At 38.0% G+C, this 15,785-nt stretch carries 18 protein-coding genes; all 18 read right to left on the reverse strand.

Annotated elements, in window-relative coordinates; genetic code table 11:
* Positions 1–4: 4 nt before the first annotated feature.
* The 18 genes from dxs to P0N36_RS06045 all read right to left on the reverse strand — a co-directional run bounded on the left by dxs (position 5) and on the right by P0N36_RS06045 (position 15,767).
* Entirely contained in the window at positions 5–1,870 is a 1,866-nt protein-coding gene (gene dxs, locus P0N36_RS05960) for a 1-deoxy-D-xylulose-5-phosphate synthase (RefSeq protein WP_275841927.1), read from the reverse strand.
* Positions 1,871–1,873: 3 nt separating this feature from the next.
* Positions 1,874–2,452, reverse strand: coding sequence for a hypothetical protein (locus P0N36_RS05965; protein WP_275841928.1), 579 nt, complete (start codon positions 2,450–2,452; stop codon positions 1,874–1,876).
* 656 nt (positions 2,453–3,108) lie between these two features.
* Complete coding sequence (locus P0N36_RS05970) at positions 3,109–3,552, reverse strand: divergent PAP2 family protein (RefSeq protein WP_275841929.1); 444 nt, start codon at positions 3,550–3,552, stop codon at positions 3,109–3,111.
* Positions 3,553–3,563: 11 nt separating this feature from the next.
* Positions 3,564–4,460, reverse strand: coding sequence for a polyprenyl synthetase family protein (locus P0N36_RS05975; RefSeq protein ID WP_275841930.1), 897 nt, complete (start codon positions 4,458–4,460; stop codon positions 3,564–3,566).
* A gap of 2 nt (positions 4,461–4,462) precedes the next feature.
* On the reverse strand, positions 4,463–4,657 hold the full coding sequence (gene xseB, locus P0N36_RS05980; RefSeq protein ID WP_275841931.1) for an exodeoxyribonuclease VII small subunit: 195 nt from the start codon (positions 4,655–4,657) through the stop codon (positions 4,463–4,465).
* Between the two features lies 1 nt (position 4,658).
* A complete protein-coding gene (xseA, locus tag P0N36_RS05985) occupies positions 4,659–5,876 on the reverse strand; it encodes an exodeoxyribonuclease VII large subunit (RefSeq protein WP_275841932.1) in 1,218 nt (405 codons plus the stop codon).
* Positions 5,877–5,934: 58 nt separating this feature from the next.
* Positions 5,935–6,333 (reverse strand): transcription antitermination factor NusB, encoded by a 399-nt coding sequence (nusB, locus tag P0N36_RS05990; protein ID WP_275841933.1) that lies wholly within the window; start codon positions 6,331–6,333, stop codon positions 5,935–5,937.
* Between the two features lie 69 nt (positions 6,334–6,402).
* Positions 6,403–6,771 (reverse strand): Asp23/Gls24 family envelope stress response protein, encoded by a 369-nt coding sequence (locus P0N36_RS05995; RefSeq protein WP_275841934.1) that lies wholly within the window; start codon positions 6,769–6,771, stop codon positions 6,403–6,405.
* A 151-nt stretch (positions 6,772–6,922) separates the two neighbouring features.
* Positions 6,923–7,483 (reverse strand): elongation factor P, encoded by a 561-nt coding sequence (gene efp / locus P0N36_RS06000; protein WP_275841935.1) that lies wholly within the window; start codon positions 7,481–7,483, stop codon positions 6,923–6,925.
* A gap of 150 nt (positions 7,484–7,633) precedes the next feature.
* Positions 7,634–8,719 (reverse strand): M24 family metallopeptidase, encoded by a 1,086-nt coding sequence (locus P0N36_RS06005; RefSeq protein ID WP_275841936.1) that lies wholly within the window; start codon positions 8,717–8,719, stop codon positions 7,634–7,636.
* 36 nt (positions 8,720–8,755) lie between these two features.
* Positions 8,756–9,193, reverse strand: coding sequence for a type II 3-dehydroquinate dehydratase (gene aroQ / locus P0N36_RS06010; protein WP_275841937.1), 438 nt, complete (start codon positions 9,191–9,193; stop codon positions 8,756–8,758).
* A gap of 9 nt (positions 9,194–9,202) precedes the next feature.
* Positions 9,203–9,724 (reverse strand): shikimate kinase, encoded by a 522-nt coding sequence (locus tag P0N36_RS06015; RefSeq protein ID WP_275841938.1) that lies wholly within the window; start codon positions 9,722–9,724, stop codon positions 9,203–9,205.
* A 20-nt stretch (positions 9,725–9,744) separates the two neighbouring features.
* On the reverse strand, positions 9,745–10,602 hold the full coding sequence (gene aroE, locus P0N36_RS06020) for a shikimate dehydrogenase (RefSeq protein ID WP_275841939.1): 858 nt from the start codon (positions 10,600–10,602) through the stop codon (positions 9,745–9,747).
* Positions 10,603–11,103, reverse strand: coding sequence for a YqeG family HAD IIIA-type phosphatase (locus tag P0N36_RS06025; protein WP_275841940.1), 501 nt, complete (start codon positions 11,101–11,103; stop codon positions 10,603–10,605).
* Positions 11,104–11,218: 115 nt separating this feature from the next.
* Entirely contained in the window at positions 11,219–11,764 is a 546-nt protein-coding gene (locus tag P0N36_RS06030; protein WP_275841941.1) for a prepilin-type N-terminal cleavage/methylation domain-containing protein, read from the reverse strand.
* Positions 11,757–12,296 carry a pilus assembly FimT family protein gene (locus tag P0N36_RS06035; protein ID WP_275841942.1) on the reverse strand — a complete coding sequence of 180 codons (540 nt, stop codon included), beginning with the start codon at positions 12,294–12,296 and terminating at the stop codon, positions 11,757–11,759. The genes P0N36_RS06030 and P0N36_RS06035 overlap by 8 nt, the downstream gene beginning before the upstream one ends.
* Positions 12,297–12,306: 10 nt before the next feature.
* Positions 12,307–14,844: a type II secretion system protein gene (locus tag P0N36_RS06040; RefSeq protein ID WP_275841943.1), complete on the reverse strand. Its 2,538-nt coding sequence runs from the start codon at positions 14,842–14,844 to the stop codon at positions 12,307–12,309.
* A gap of 8 nt (positions 14,845–14,852) precedes the next feature.
* Positions 14,853–15,767 carry a type IV pilus modification PilV family protein gene (locus P0N36_RS06045; protein WP_275841944.1) on the reverse strand — a complete coding sequence of 305 codons (915 nt, stop codon included), beginning with the start codon at positions 15,765–15,767 and terminating at the stop codon, positions 14,853–14,855.
* Between the last annotated feature and the right edge of the window lie 18 nt (positions 15,768–15,785).

Here is a 15,785-nt window from a genome sequence, read left to right on the forward strand (position 1 = left end):
CGTATCACCTGTTATATCTTTCTATATATGCCGCTATATGATTGGCTGTCAAACCTAATACTTCCATTAGCTTATTTCTTGAGCCATGTTCTATAAAATCATCCTTAATACCCATGATTTCAACTTTAATATCATACCCTTTACGATGCACATACCGTAACACTTCACTGCCATACCCACCTATCATGGTGTTTTCTTCTGCTACCAAAAGATGCTTATGTGTGTTTGCCAATCTATCAATCTGATCATAATCTATGGGCTTGACAAATCGAGCGTCTACAACGGTTACAGCTGTTTCGACCATTGCGCTGGCTTTTATGGCTTCATCCACCATAGAACCAACGGCAAGAATGGCAATTTCTTTACCCATTTCTAATACTTCACTTTTACCATATGCAATGGGACTTTTGTCATACTCGTAATAGGGTGCTTCACCCTTTGGATACCGAATGGCAATTGGACCCTCCATATAGGTTAAGGCAAAATCCATCATGTCCTTAAAGGTTTCACTGTCCATGGGCGCCATGACGGTCATATTCGGCATGTGATTTAAATAAGATAAATCAAATACACCTTGATGGGTTTCGCCGTCTTCTCCAACCAATCCGGCTCTATCTAACATAAAAACGACGGGTATTTTCTGTATACAAACGTCATGTAAAACCTGATCATAAGCTCTTTGTAAAAAAGTAGAATAAATGGCAACAAATGGCTTGATACCGCTTAGACCCAAACCTGCAGCAAAAGTAACCCCATGTTGTTCGGCAATCCCTACATCAAAAAAAGCTTTTGGGCATGTTTTCATAAAATGGGTCATACCTGTTCCATCCGGCATGGCTGCTGTAATACCTGCAACCTTATGACCTTCTTTAACATATTGAATTAATTTATCCCCCATCAGTTCTCCATAAGACTTTTTAGTATTTACCTCTTTTTTTACTAACGCTTCACCATTTTTCGTGATAAAGGGTTTAGTACCATGAAACTTAGAAGGGTTGATTTCAGCGTGGTGATAGCCTTTTCCTTTAATTGTATTAATATGAATCAGAACCGGTCCTTCAATCCGACGGGCTTGATTGAGTACTTTAATAATCTGTGGAAGTGCATGACCGTCTATTGGCCCCAAATAGGTATAACCCATCTCTTCAAAAAACATACCGGGAATAAAAACTTGTTTAAAGGCATCTTTGATTTCTCTAACCCCTTTTGTCAGGCTTTTACCTATTACAGGAATATGATCCAATACCTTGTGAACATCATGCTTGATTTCTTTATAAACATGACCTGTTCTAATGGTATCTAGATATTCTGCCATACCACCAACATTTTTTCCAATGGACATTTGATTATCATTTAAGATCACGATGAAGTTCTTTTTCATTTGCGCACCATTGTTAAGGGCTTCATAGGCCATACCTCCAGTCAAAGCGCCGTCTCCGATTATGGCAACAACACTATGATCTTCTTTACGCATATCCCTAGCCACCGCATACCCAATAGCTGCAGATATCGAAGTTGAACTATGTCCGACATCAAAGCAATCATGCTCGCTTTCATTACGTTTAGGAAAGCCACTTAGTCCTTGGTATTGTCTAACGGTCTTAAGCGCTTCTTTTCGTCCTGTTAAGATCTTATGGACATAACTTTGATGCCCAACATCCCAAATTAATTTGTCTGTAGGTGAATTAAATACATAATGTAGACCAATGGTAAGTTCAACGACACCTAAATTAGAACTTAAGTGACCACCTGTCACGCTGATCACATCTACCAAGTATTTTCTCACTTCATGACTTAATCTATTTAAATCATTCATATCAAGACTTTTTAAAGCCTTAGGAGAATGAATTTTATCCAATATTTTAAACATATGTCACCTTTTTTTCCTTCTTTTTATGTAACTTAATATAATACCCAATCTATATACAATATGATTGGCGTGTCGTAAAGCAACTTCTTTTCCAATTGCCTTGCCACCAACAGTAAGCCCTGCAATAATAGAGGTCAGAATAATACTGGCAGCTGTTGTTTTTAGGGTCATGGTTTCATTTAGTTTAATAATAATGGCCGCAGATGCAGATCCTGAAATAATGCCTGAAATATCCCCAATCACATCATTGAAGAAGTTGGCTACAGCACCGGCATTTCTAATAATCAATATGGCTTCTTGAGCACCTCTAACCTTACCGGAAGACATAGAGTGAAAAGGTGTCTCCGTGGCAGCTGTAACAGATATACCTAATAAGTCAAAAATGACGCCTAAAAAAACAATAAATAACAATATAAAGAGTGCGCCAATAACACTAACTTTTTCCATAAATACTAAAGATATATAGCCTAAAATTAAGGCTACAAAAAATGTAATCACGGTGATTACATAAACCCATAAATAATTCACCTTTTTATTTGTATACATATTGCGGAATTTGATCCGACTTTTTTGGTCACTCATGTACACCCTCATCTCATAATTTAAATCACATTAATCCCATTTTATTAAAAGCTGAAGATAATTATCATAGTAAATTTTGCGGCATATGGTCTAGCAGGTTTTCCCGAATTCAAACTCCGATGTCGCCAAAGGAGCGATTCCTCTTTCATTGAATTCCCAAAATAAATGGCGCTAGATCGCCTTAATAACCACACTGTAATCCTATGATAACCTCTTTCGAACAGTCTAGGAGTTTTCCTCACATCACCAAACGCTTCTTAGCCTCTTTAGCAACTTCAAATTTCAAGCAACAATAACACTTCCTCTTTGGCCTAAGAATCCATGCCTAAATTACTATCCCCTTCAAAGTCACGCAAGGCAGGCTACACTGTCCACAGCTTACGCCGCATGACAGGTTTAATCCAACGCCGTAGATCATGTTAACCCACATACGTTGGTCTCCGCGACAAAAGGGTCAACGCCCACATGCCCTTGTGGATCGCCCTAATGTCTTAACTCCCAGCACAAGCCCGCGACTGGGCGTCGCAAGCTCACACCAGAAACTTCATCGATATGCCCTTATACGGTTTTTTAGGCCCGTCTTCTGATGCGCAGGTCATGACTAGAATACTGCATCTTCAGCACTAATAAATCATATTATAACATCACTGGCCCTATTATGCCATATTAAGTCCGATAATCATACCCAGTAAGGCACCTACAAAGACTTCCAGATAAGTATGACCCAAGAGTTCTTTAAGTTCCTTGTACATTGAGAATTTATGTTCTCCCAGTTCTTTGATAATCCGATTAATAAGCTTTGCTTGTTTACCTGCGGCCATTCTTACATTGGCTGCATCATACATAACAATAAAACTCATCATGCCGGCAAAGCCGAACACAGGGCTGTTAAAACCCATAATCCTACCGATAGAAAATGTGGTTGCAACAACAGATGCTGAATGGGCACTGGGCATGCCACCGGACCCCATTAATCTACCAACATCAAATCTTTTTTCTTTGATCAATATCCAGGTTATTTTAATAGATTGAGCGATAAACCATGCTAACATTGCAGAAAGAAAAACCCTATTGGTTAATAAATCACTGATCTCATTCATGCTATTCTCCTCTAATAACTACGTTCTTTGATATAGTCTGTAAATGCCATTAAGAAGGCCGTCTTATTGTTGTCAAAGGATTTTAGGATGCTGATGGCTTCATTCAACAAGTCGCTAACAATCACTTTAGAACCTTCAACGCCTTTTAAATCTACATAAGTTGTCTTTTTGTTTTTCATATCACTTAAAATTGGCTTACCAAGCTTTGCCTCTTCTCCCATTATATCTAGTAAGTCATCCTGAATCTGAAAGGCTAGACCAATGCACCTTCCTATTCTATTTAATTTTTTAATGACCTCATCATTTTGTCCGGCTAAATAACCACCCATCATAAAAGCTGCCTCTATTAGGGCTGATGTCTTATGTTGATGGATATAACCAATTACATCCATATCGACCAACTGGTCTTCATAGGTAATATCTGCAACTTGACCGCCTATAATACCTTTTGTTCCCGCATTGGTCGCTAAGCATGATGCCGCAAGTAGACCTTGATCGTTTAACTTATATTTCATGATACCTTCAAGCATAATCTCATAGGCCCTATTTAACAAAGCATCTCCGGCTAGAATTGCAATATTTTCACCATATTTTTTGTGGCAAGTGGGCAAACCCCGTCTTAAATCATCGTTATCCATAGCCGGTAGATCATCATGAACCAAAGAATAAGTGTGCACCATCTCTATTGCCGCCATAAAAGGCTCAATAGCCAATGACTTTGGTTTGAATAAACCATAGACTTCTTCTAGAATCATAGGTCTAACCCTTTTTCCGCCTGCTAAAAGACTATAGGTCATCGCCTCTATGACGATCTCGTGATAGCCACTGGTTTCTTGAGGAAGAAATTCGATAAGAAGTTGATTAATATTTTGTTGTCGTTGTTTTAATTTTTCATCAAATCCATTCATCTTTACGCCTTCTTATTTGTCAGGATTTCCAGTTCTTTTTCTATTTTGTCAATAGAATCGTTACAATGCTTTACCAATGCCATGCCTTCTTTGTATTTTTTAATTGAATCCTCTAGTGTAAGATCATCTGATGTTAGGTCATTTACGATATTCTCAAGTTTTTCTATTGATGTTTCAAAAGAAGTCGTTTTATCCATTTCAAGCATCTCCTTTATTATATTCTATGACATCAACATTGGCTATGACCTGACCATCGGATAAAGTCAACATAACCTTGTCATTAGGATTAAGTTGGTTAACGGATGTAACTTTATTAAGCTGAAGATCACTTAAGTAAGCATATCCCTCTTTTAATCTCTGAATCGGTGACAAGCCTTTTAATTGTTCCTCTAGTAGGTTCACCTGATGTTTCTTTTTTCTCAAGATGTTTTCCATGCGCATTTTTATTTTATCTTCTAATTCTGTTATATATTGATACTTTCTTTCATATTTCAATCCCGGGTGCTCATGGGATAATTGTATTTTTAACAATTCTAATCTTTTTTTCTTATAATCCAACTGACGGTACATGGCCTGCCTTAATGTTAAGTCATATTGATTCAGGTTGTTTTGTAAGGTATAGTAATCATAAACCGCCAATTCAGCTGCTGCTGAAGGTGTTGGTGCTCTAAGGTCTGCAACAAAGTCTGATATGGTAAAATCCGTTTCATGACCGACAGCAGATATAATGGGTATATCTGACGCATAAATACTTCTAGCCACATCTTCTTCATTAAACACCCATAGATCTTCAATGGACCCACCACCTCTTCCAAGGATAATGGTGTCTACTTTTTGTTCTTGATTAAAATATCCTATACCTTTGATGATGGTTTGGGCTGCATCCGGACCTTGCACAAGTGCTGGATAAAGCGTCATTTTTATATATGGGTTGCGACGTTTCGCCACTTGGACGATGTCCCTTATAGCAGCACCTGTATCGGAGGTGATGATTCCAATATGCCCTGCGTATTTACAAATAGGTTTTTTGGCTGCTTCATCAAAGAGTCCTTCACGACTTAATTTTTTCTTCAATTCTTCAAAAGCCTGATATAATTGACCTAACCCGTCCTGCATTATTTTGCGAACATATATCTGGTATTGACCGCTTCGCTCATAGACTGAAACCGCTCCCTGTACAATAATCTTCATACCGTTTTCGACTTCAAATCCCAGATTCTGGACATGGGTTCTAAACATAATACAGCTTATGGTACTCTCGTCATCTTTTAAAGTGAAATACAGATGACCTGAACTATGTGCTTTATAATTAGATATTTCACCTTGAACCGAAAGGTTCTTTAAGATGAAGTCTTTATCCATCAATTGTTTTATATAGGCGTTGACATGACTGACCTTAAGTACCTGTTTTTCCATCTTTCCCCTACTTTAACTATAATTATTAATGCAGCTTTCAAAAAGTATGAAAGATGCGCTATTCATTAATAATGCCTGCAATAACACCGTTTACAAATTTTGGTGATTGATCCCCACCATATTTTCTTGCCATTTCTATAGCTTCATTTATAGCCACATTGGTAGGTATTTCCTCATCATATAGAATCTCAAACAAAGCCAGTCTAAGTATGGCCATTTCCACATTTGCAATTCGTTTCAGATTCCAACTTGTAGAACTTGATTCAATGGTGGCATCTAAATCAGCTTTCTTGCCAACGATACCCATGGTCTTTGATTTAATATAATCGGCTTCATCTTCCTTGACTTCAATGGTCTCAAGATAGTCCTTAATATGCTCCTCAATAGGAACCTCAAGTCCAAATTCATAGGAAAATATAATTTTAAAAATATTCTCCCTGATGTTTTTTCTGTTCATAATTGCCTCCATACATTACAATACCCTTAAATAACAATTTAAGGGTATCAACGTTTTCGATTTGTGATACTACTTTTCTATATCAACACCGGTAATATTTATATTCACGACTTCTACAGTAAGTCCGGTCATGGTCTCCACTGCATTCTTCACCTTCTCAGAAACACTTTTGGATACTTCTATAATCTGACTACCAAAAGTCACAACAATGGCCAAGGTAAGAGAAACACAGCCTTCGCCTACTTCTACAACCACACCTTTAGCTAGATTTTTTCGTCCAAGAAGTTCAACAATATCACCTGCCAGATTACCGACCATACCCTTGACACCTTCTACTTCTGTCGCTGCAAGGCCTGCTATAATCGCAATAACCTCATCTGCAATATGGATTTCCCCTACATCTTCATGATCATGTATTTTCAAAACTTGTCTGTCCATTATATTGCCTCCATTCCATTGTATTCACAACTTGCTAGTATCATTATATCGAAAGTCGCTCAAGTATGCAAGAACAAAGCGACTATGTCGCGGTTTGCTTGCAAATTAAGAAGAATAAAGCAGCCCTTTTAATATAGAGGGCTGCTTTATTCTAGTTAGCTCTAGATATGTATTCGCCGGTTCTTGTGTCAACTTTTAACTTGTCGCCAATATTCACAAATAAAGGTACATAGACGGTTGCACCAGTTTCAACTGTAGCTGGCTTCGTCGCACCTTGTGCTGTATTGCCGGCAACACCTGGTTCAGTATGTGTTACCAACACCTCCACAATAATAGGTGGTTCAACGCCAAATACCTTACCTGCATGTGATAAAACCTTTACAATCTCATTTTCCTTTACGAACTTTAACGCACCATCCAACTGTTCTTCCGTCAAACCAATCTGTTCATAAGACTCAACGTCCATAAAATGAAAAATATCACCATCTCTATACAAATACTGCATATCTTTTCTTTGTATGATCGCATTTTCAAATTTCTCTGTTGGTCTAAATGATTTTTCAATCACAGAACCTGTTTTTAAATTCTTAATCTTCGTTCTTACAAAAGCCGCACCTTTCCCGGGTTTAACATGTTGAAACTCAATAATGACATAGATGTTATTATCTATTTCAATTGTTAAACCATTTCTAAAATCACCAGCTGATACCATTTATTGTCCTCCTTGTAATACCTAAATCATCACTCAGATATTTTTCCTCATAAACTCTTGGAAATCATTTACATATTGTAATCTAAATACCTTATTTTTTCAACACCTTTTTGAGATTATTGTTAAACTTATTATGGATTCTTTAACCACTTATAAAATTATAAGGGTCTTGTCTGAATGAACAAAATTTTTGCAACCTTCAGCGGTGACGACAACAAGGTCCTCAATACGTACGCCACCAAAATCCGGTATATAAATACCCGGCTCTATGGTCACAACCATACCTTCTTCAAGAGTCATATGTCCTTGTTGGGATAATCTTGGATTTTCATGTACTTCTAAGCCCAGACTGTGTCCTAATCCATGACCAAAATAGCCTTCATAACCTTGGTCATAGATATAGTCTCTCGCTATAAGATCCACTTCCTTACCAGTCATACCCGCTTTAATGGCCCTAAGTGCCATTTCTTGAGCTTTTAAAACCGTATTGTATAATCTCGTCTGATCCGGGTTCGCGTCTCCCATAACTAGAGTACGAGTCATATCTGAGCAATAACCTTCATAAACACAACCAAAGTCTAAGGTTACAAAATCACCTTTTTCAATCACTTTTGTCGTTGGTTCAGCATGTGGTAGACTGGATCTTTTCCCTGATGCAACAATGGTTTCAAAAGAAAGACGGCTGGCACCTTTTTTCTTCATAAACATTTCCAGTTCCAAAGCCACCTCGACTTCTTTCATGCCTACCTTAATGTATTCAAGTATATGTTTGTATGCTGCATCACCAATACTTGCAGCGTATTCAATCAAGTCCAATTCCGATTGATCCTTGACCATACGCAACCTTTCCATCATATCTTCAAGGGGAATCCATTCAATATGGTCAAGGTGATTTCTATGAAAATCAAATGCCTTGACCGTCAAATGATGGTTTTCATACCCAAGACTATGAATACCATCTACCTTCATGATTTCTTTAATGGTCTCATTTAGACCTAATTTCATATAGTCCAAGATTTCATAATCCGGACAGGAGATTGCTGCTTGCTCCATATATCGAAAATCTGTCATGAGTACTTTTCTATTGGCTGTGATATATACATAAGCTGAAGAACCTGTAAAACCGGATATATACCGCCGATTGTGGGCACTGGATATAAATATTGCCGGGAGCGCCCATTCTTTCATTTTTTTTAGTAAACGTTCATGTCTTTGAACCTTGTATCTTTCGGTCATTGGTTTCCTCCGTGTTTTATAACATTGGTTATAAATTTATGCTTTAAGTCTATCTTTAAGAAAAGAGATGGCTTCCAAATAACCATCTAAACCTTTTCCAACAATCTGATGTACACATACGTCTTTCGTGACCGAAACATGACGAAAGGCTTCCCGTTCATGTATGTTCGAAATATGAACTTCCACAGTCGGAATCTGAATGCTACTAATTGCATCTCTAATTGCATAACTATAATGGGTATAAGCACCCGGATTAATAACAATACCTTCCACCCGATCATAATAGGCTTTTTGGAGTCGATCTATGATGGCACCTTCATGATTAGACTGATAACACTCAGTTTCAACTTGTTCCTTAAAACCATAGGTCATAATCATCTCTTGCAGGCTTTTGTAATCCTCATGTCCATATATATCCTTATTTCTAATGCCTAAAAAATTCAGATTAGGTCCATTAATGACCAACACTTTCATTCCATCACCTCATAAAATCTCTAGAATTTCATCTACGATGTTCTTGATTGGCTTACCGGATGTTTGTATAATGACATTGGCTGTTCTTAAATACAAGGGTTCCCTTAACTCCAGCATGGTCGTGATTTTTTTTTCTATATCTTCTTCATCTTGTAACAAAGGCCGCTTATGATCATCTTTGATATTCTTAAGAATATGCGCAACATCCGCTTGTAAAAAAACAACAATACCTATTTTTTTTACCATTTCAATGTTTTCATCTCTTAGAATAATGCCACCGCCGGTTGAAATAATCTTGCTTTTTTGATTCTCTAGTTTGCTTAGAAATGTCGTTTCAAGATCTCTAAAATAAGCTTCACCATGGTCTTTAAATATTTCACTGACTGTTTTACCTTCAGCTTTTTCAATTTTTTCATCCATGTCAATATAATTAAGATTTAAGCGCTTGGCCAGTTCTTTTGTCACGGAAGTTTTACCACAACCCATGAATCCTATTAAAACGATATTCTCACCTTTGTTTCCATCACTCATATTATTCACCTATTGTTGTATCATTTCGTCATCTGTTGTAAAAAAGCCTGATAGCATCTTTTTTTAGTTCCATCATCAATCGTACATTCACGCCACAATTCAAAAGCGGCAACAGCCTGATGAAAAAGCATGCCCATACCATTCATGGTTATGGCACCTGCTTCTCTTGCTTCACGTAAAAAATGGGTTTCAAGTGGGTTGTATATAAGGTCCACCGCCACCTCCAAAGTCTCATAGAACTTGGTTTCATAAATAGGATTATTGGCACTATGAGGATACATGCCAATAGGCGTCGTCTGAAAAGCCATCACCAAATCATTTCTTTCTTTAAGCTCTTCAAGGGGAATCACCTCAGTGGATACATCATAATGACGATTAATTAATTTGGTTAATTGGTCTGCATGGGCCTGTGTTCTATTTGTTATGGCAATATGGCCTGCGCCTTCGTGGGCACACATCATACCAACTGCTCTTGCAGCCCCTCCGGCACCAATAATCAGTATAGATTTATCTTTAAGATTGACCTTGATTTCCCTTAATGCTCTTGAAAGTCCAATCCAATCTGTATTATAACCTATAAGCTCATTATTCTTATGTATGATGGTGTTAACGGCACCAATCGCTCTGGCCATATCCTCTACTCGGTCCAAATATGCCATAACATCGACCTTATAAGGTACTGTAACATTAACGCCCCTAATATTCAACCCCAGTAGACCTGCCATGGCATGCTCAAGTTGATTTTCCCTAACATGAAAGGCTACATAAGCCATATTTTCCTTTAGGGCCTCTGCCAACATGTTATGAATGAAAGGTGAAAAACTATGACCAACCGGATCTCCGATTAAACCATATATGTCCGTTGTCCCTTTTATCATTTAGCGCCCTTCTTTCTTTAAATATCTATTTAAAAGTAATTTTTCTGTTCTTCTCTTAATGAAAGTAACCATTTGTTCCTTGCTTTGTATCGGTTTAACCAAAATCGTATACAAACCTAAGCGATTACCCACCCATACATCTGTAAAAATTTGATCACCAACAAAGATTGCGTTTTGGGGATGAACCCCGATTGTTTTTAATATGCGCTTAAGTTTATAAGTAAAAGGCTTCATCGCATTTGCCATCACAGGTATCTTCAAACCTTTATTAAGAGCATCTACCCTTGCCTTAGAGTTGTTGGACACCAAAGCCACTTTATATCCCATGGTCCTAAGTGTTTTCATAAGGTGAATCAACGCATCATGGGCATCAAGCTGATCAAAAGGCACTAAGGTATTGTCCACATCAAACAAAACTGCCCGGTAACCCTTCTCATATAGACTTTCAAAGTCAATGTTATACACTTGATCCAAATATTCATCCGGATATAATATCTTCATTTTCATCACCATACTTTCATGATTTCACCTAATGATTATAACAACAAACATGCTGAGTGTCAAAAAAAACAGACCAAAATTAAGTTGGTCTGTCCTTCATATGTAAAGATTTCTATTATTTTTCATAATTACGAAACTTCACTTGACTTTGAAGACTCATTTTTGCATCACCATCCAACATATCCATAAAAATCTGAATGCTTTTGGTGTATTCAAAGTCTATATTATTGGTGGGTGCTACCCTTAACTGTTCAATACGACTGGCCATGATATAGCTTGAAGACGCACCCCCATCCGGTGTTATGGTGCAGGTTAGTTCTTGAGTGCTTGGGTCATAAGTGATTTCATATTCGATGGTACCTTCTATAGGATCTTCTTGATGGAAGATAATCATACTTGGATTAATGACAACATCCGGTGAATCAATACTTGAATTACCTGCTTGATCTTCTATGGCTTCGATACCCTTTGATTCCTTGGCTATGGCCGTCAACTGGTTCATGGCCAACTGGCCTTCATACTGAATATCGATAACGCTTTTTGTAGCGTTAAAGCCTTTCAAGTTAAAGGTTAAGTACGTACCCACAGCCCCCATGATAATGCCGGCAATGGCAATGGCCAATATAAGCTCAATGGTGGTAAATCCTTTATTATTATTCATTCATAACCACCCTTCCGTTTTGCTTAATCACCTCAAATTCAATGACACGGCTGGAAGCCGTTGAACTGATTTCATATCTGCCATCACCATTGGCCGTATTCTTAACTTGACCGGAGGTGCTGTCGAACTCAAAACTGATTAATGAATAATTCGGTGGTTGAATGTCCACATAATCTGTACCGTCCCATTTTTTGATGGCTACTTTTTTGGGTAACTTAATGGTCTTTAGCGTCGAGTAGGTACCGGTTGTTCCTACGCGCACCAGAGTCCTTCCGATGTATTGTTCAAGGGTTGAGTCATAGGTCAAAGTTAACCTATAGTCTTTATCCTTGGAAGCCATTTCTTTTGTTTGAACCAGCTTAATTTCGCTAATCAGTTGATTGGAATAGGTATTAATGTTGTTGGTGTATAAAGTATTTAGCCCAAAACCGGAAAGACCAATGGCAATGGCCAATAAAGCCATGACAATGATCATCTCAATCAGTGTATAACCATCCTGTCTTTTGATATTGTTCATACTTTTAACACACATTATCGATCACCTATTCTTCAACTTTCCAGAATTCAAAACGCATTAAATCACTGTATCTATAAGGACTGTTGTTGTTTAGATCTAAAGTCGTACTATCATCAAAATCAACAAATTCAATCTCTTCTAGGTATACCGGAGCAGATCCTGGTCCACTTCGGTCCACCACATTAAATAAATTATATAATACATTGTCCTCGTAAATCTTCTGTGCTAAGTAATTTTTTATGACCATTGAATTATTCTTATAGGTCTGAGTACCACCTATAGCGGTTATGGAACCACCTGAAATGATGGGGCCTGCAAAAGCCAAATCACCATGAATCATAATGTCACCATTATGAACAACTATCCCTTGAGCCCTACCACTAGGTATGTCTATGGAAGGGCTATTGGTGCCTGAACTGCCTCCACCATATATATGTAAGGTTTGTGCTGTTGCATCATTGACATAGGTTATTTCCAGAGCATTCTGAGCTGCATTTAAGACGCTTGCCACCGTTGGATAAGGGGCATTGTTATAATTTAGTGAACCCATGGTATCTATTTTGGTGAACTTATCGACAGCATTCACATTATAATAAGTTGGGTCTACCAATGGATCTGGATCCGGATTATCAATAGAAGGTGCACCCATATCACTTCTGTGGCGCATCATATGCAGTTGATAGATATGATCTTCACTAATCTTAATTCTTAGGTTGTCATAGCCCTCTTGGCCGACTTTATTAATATTTGTCCCATTGTGATAAGTCAGATCTAAGAAATCATTAACACCATGTGTAGGGTCTTTCACAAGCTTCAATCCCGTGGTATAGATATAATTTTCAAGAATGATGCCCGGACCGGTCTTAATAAAGGTATTACTATTGCCATCAATATAATGCTTAAAAGCCACAAAATAGGCTTTTCTATCATTTAGTTCGTATTCTTCTGTTGTCGTGCCCTTTGCCAAACTTATGGTTGTACCGTCAATGGCCATCCATGAGACATTGTCCTTTAAAAACTTACCTTCAACCTCAGCATCTTGGATGGTTCCGCTACCTGCATAAAAATCATAAGGGGCTTTATTGAAAAAGTTATCTCCTGCCGACTTCATAAGATCAATGGTTTCTTGATCGAATCCCCAAGTGTAGGCTACAAAATTACCCTTTAGAGATACGCTTTCTCCCGTTTGATATCTGGTGGGTTGTACATCCACATAGGCTGTACCGCCAATTAGTATACCTTCGTGGCTTTCCAAAAAATCAATATCTTTTTTTGTCGTACCTACAGGAACTTTATTAAAGGCACCATCTATGGATAATGATGATCCGGCATTCATATCCGCATTAATAACAATGGCACTGCTTAAATCATGAGTGATACCGGTTCCACTACCATCGGTGTAACCATAATAGCTGCCATTGATGTTAATTCTCCCGCCTGTACCGTTAAGCTCTAAGTCATCGCTGGTATAAACATTGCCGTTAAAATTCATCTGGCCACTGGCACCATCTTGCAATACAACACTGTTGGCATAAACCAATCCGTTATTCACCGTCAACCGAGCATTGGTTGAACTACCATCTCTCAGTTGCACATAACTACGGCTAAAAATATTGCCATGAACCGTAACGCGACTTGTGCCATTGACTAAGATACCGCCATAATTTTTGGGATTGTGAATGGCATTACCTGTGGGTAGGTTCCCATAACCATACACATCGCCATGTATATCTGCAACCGTACTCGAATTAAAAGAGATGTCTTCATGAGCCACCAAGGCCTTTTGCCATATAGGATTATCCGGTACAAGTATTCTTTTTTCTATGGTATTGAGAGGATAGGACTTAACCTGGTCACTTACAACGATATCTGTAGATATTTGCTTTTTTGTATGATCCCCAAGTATAAATGTGGATTCTATCCCTTCAACACGGTATGTAGAATTAGCACCTAAGAATTGTGTAACTGTAATGGCTGCTGTATTAATGTTAATGGAAGAGTTGTTCTCAGCTGGTGTGTTATCATCTAAATAGACAAACAACTCAGAGTCCAAAAAGGCTCTCAAATTACTTGGTGAACCATTGCTGTTCATGGCGCTTCTAAAATGATATCTGTATATTTTATCCGATAGAACCTTAAGTGCCTCTGTATCTAGCATATACATAGCACCACTGGGTAGAATCAGATCTCTAAGTTCAATAATTGGTGCTTCATCCACATAAGTTATGCTACTATTAATACCCACAAATGGGGGTATGTTGTTCTCATCTTGTAACATGGCATCGATTTCATTTAAGATGATTTTAATATCATCATCTGTATTGGCAATGGCTTCGTTTATAGACATCTCTACAAGCTTACCTACGCGGGCATAGACCTGATCAATACCGGATTCAGCATAGTACAAGGTTTTCTTGATTCGATTGTCATTATGTTTCATATTGATGTTCATTAAGGACATGGATAATAAAGCTGTACCCAACATGGCTAAAATGGCCACGGTGATGACAACAAATAATAATGTAGAACCTTTTTGATTGTTCAATTTATCCAATAGTCTCATATGATCACCTACTCGCTTATCTTGGTGGTTGTATAAGTACCCAGTTTTTTACCGGAATACGTGTCAAAAATCTCAACTTTTATGCCTAGGATTCTACGATCATAAGTATCAACCGCATTCAAATTCCGACTAATACTGACAGAGCCACTTATAATATTGGTGGTTGCCTTTACCGAATTGGTGTCCTCTTCATAGAAATACAATTTAATCGTCTGGGGTAAATTGCTTTTTATATCTATTCTAGTTATCATAGGCGTCCCAACACGACCTTCGCCCATAAGAAGTCTTATAACCGGATCAGTGGATGGCACCGTTATGCTAAAACGGCTATCAATTGAACCGCCACCACTTGTCAACTGATCAAAATAGTCTAAAGTGATGGTATTGGTATCACGGTCTCCACGAATTCGAATAACTCTATCTGTACTGGAAGTTGGTGTTTGTGGATACGTCATCTGATTGCCACTGCTCGTATCGGTTAAGATAACCGTGTTCATATAACCACTAGGGATATCTATGATGATATCAGCATCCGGCATTGGATTTGGTGTTGGTAAAGCAAAAGCGTTTATATCCACACTTGTATCATAGGACAGTACAGCCCTATATCCCTTTGGCAGTGGTGTTAACCCCATTAGATCATAGGTATCTTGTGTAAATGAATCATTGATTTCTATGTTTGTATTGACGCCAAATACAGATGCAAAATCTGAAAACTCTTTTGCTTTTATGGCTTCAAGGTATTCTTGTCCCAGGCCATTGGCCACCAATTGTTTTCTTGTTTCTACAGTTGTACCGATGGTTTGGGTAAAGACCATTGAAATAGGAATCATGGCAGCACCAACAATGGCAATGGTGACCAATGCCTCTACAAGGGAAAAACCGCTATTGGATTTTAATTTGTTCCACCATGATTTTATCATTTTTTTCACCTTACCTTA

Source organism: Petrocella sp. FN5, from assembly GCF_029210395.1.
Taxonomy (GTDB): domain Bacteria; phylum Bacillota; class Clostridia; order Lachnospirales; family Vallitaleaceae; genus Petrocella.

Bases quoted from the DNA above. Each gene is read 5' to 3' on its own strand.
- dxs (WP_275841927.1), bottom strand. From the start codon at position 1,870: ATGTTTAAAATATTGGATAAAATTCATTCTCCTAAGGCTTTAAAAAGT.
- P0N36_RS05965 (WP_275841928.1), bottom strand. From the start codon at position 2,452: ATGAGTGACCAAAAAAGTCGGATCAAATTCCGCAATATGTATACAAAT.
- P0N36_RS05970 (WP_275841929.1), bottom strand. From the start codon at position 3,552: ATGAATGAGATCAGTGATTTATTAACCAATAGGGTTTTTCTTTCTGCA.
- P0N36_RS05975 (WP_275841930.1), bottom strand. From the start codon at position 4,460: ATGAATGGATTTGATGAAAAATTAAAACAACGACAACAAAATATTAAT.
- xseB (WP_275841931.1), bottom strand. From the start codon at position 4,657: ATGGATAAAACGACTTCTTTTGAAACATCAATAGAAAAACTTGAGAAT.
- xseA (WP_275841932.1), bottom strand. From the start codon at position 5,876: ATGGAAAAACAGGTACTTAAGGTCAGTCATGTCAACGCCTATATAAAA.
- nusB (WP_275841933.1), bottom strand. From the start codon at position 6,333: ATGAACAGAAAAAACATCAGGGAGAATATTTTTAAAATTATATTTTCC.
- P0N36_RS05995 (WP_275841934.1), bottom strand. From the start codon at position 6,771: ATGGACAGACAAGTTTTGAAAATACATGATCATGAAGATGTAGGGGAA.
- efp (WP_275841935.1), bottom strand. From the start codon at position 7,483: ATGGTATCAGCTGGTGATTTTAGAAATGGTTTAACAATTGAAATAGAT.
- P0N36_RS06005 (WP_275841936.1), bottom strand. From the start codon at position 8,719: ATGACCGAAAGATACAAGGTTCAAAGACATGAACGTTTACTAAAAAAA.
- aroQ (WP_275841937.1), bottom strand. From the start codon at position 9,193: ATGAAAGTGTTGGTCATTAATGGACCTAATCTGAATTTTTTAGGCATT.
- P0N36_RS06015 (WP_275841938.1), bottom strand. From the start codon at position 9,724: ATGAGTGATGGAAACAAAGGTGAGAATATCGTTTTAATAGGATTCATG.
- aroE (WP_275841939.1), bottom strand. From the start codon at position 10,602: ATGATAAAAGGGACAACGGACATATATGGTTTAATCGGAGATCCGGTT.
- P0N36_RS06025 (WP_275841940.1), bottom strand. From the start codon at position 11,103: ATGAAGATATTATATCCGGATGAATATTTGGATCAAGTGTATAACATT.
- P0N36_RS06030 (WP_275841941.1), bottom strand. From the start codon at position 11,764: ATGAATAATAATAAAGGATTTACCACCATTGAGCTTATATTGGCCATT.
- P0N36_RS06035 (WP_275841942.1), bottom strand. From the start codon at position 12,296: ATGTGTGTTAAAAGTATGAACAATATCAAAAGACAGGATGGTTATACA.
- P0N36_RS06040 (WP_275841943.1), bottom strand. From the start codon at position 14,844: ATGAGACTATTGGATAAATTGAACAATCAAAAAGGTTCTACATTATTA.
- P0N36_RS06045 (WP_275841944.1), bottom strand. From the start codon at position 15,767: ATGATAAAATCATGGTGGAACAAATTAAAATCCAATAGCGGTTTTTCC.